This window comes from Aminobacter sp. P4_D5 (assembly GCF_056401815.1).
Window position 1 is genome coordinate 1 of record NZ_JBFUIP010001249.1, and the last position, 548, is coordinate 548.

Annotated in this window: 1 protein-coding gene; it reads left to right on the forward strand. The window is 70.7% G+C overall.

Annotated features, from left to right (window positions below; all coding sequences use genetic code 11):
- The coding region (locus AC1DWF_RS37770; RefSeq protein ID WP_476843532.1) for a tripartite tricarboxylate transporter substrate-binding protein at positions 1–433 on the forward strand (433 nt) is incomplete at its 5' end.
- Positions 434–548 lie beyond the last annotated feature (115 nt).

Here is a 548-nt window from a genome sequence, read left to right on the forward strand (position 1 = left end):
GCACGYGCCCTATCGCGGCGGCGGGCCGGCCACGGCGGACCTGGTGGCCGGCCATATCCAGCTCATGTTCGGCAATGCCGGCTCCACCCTGCCTTATGTGCGAGAGGGCCAGCTCCGGGCCATCGCCGTCACCTCGGCGCAGCGTGCGCCCTATTTGCCGGACGTGCCGACCATCGCGGAATCCGGCSTGCCCGGCTTCGCCATCGACGAGTGGTACGCCTGCCTTGGCCCGGCGGGCATGCCCGCGCCGGCGGTGGAGCGGCTGAACTCGGCGCTGATGGGCATTGTCGGCCAGCCCGCCGAGCGCGCACGGCTGCTCGACCTGGGCGTCGAGGTGGTAGGCGGCACGCCCGAGGAATGCGCCAGCTTCATGGCCGAGGATGTCGAGAAGATCGGCCGCGTGGTCCGCGAGGCGCGGATCCGGGTGGAATGACGAGGGAAGAGGCACAGACATGAGAAGACGCGATCTCCTGGGCACCGGGCTGGTGCTGGCGACACCCACCATCGTCGCAGCGCAGACCTTCCCCTCGCGGCCCATCCGGCTGATC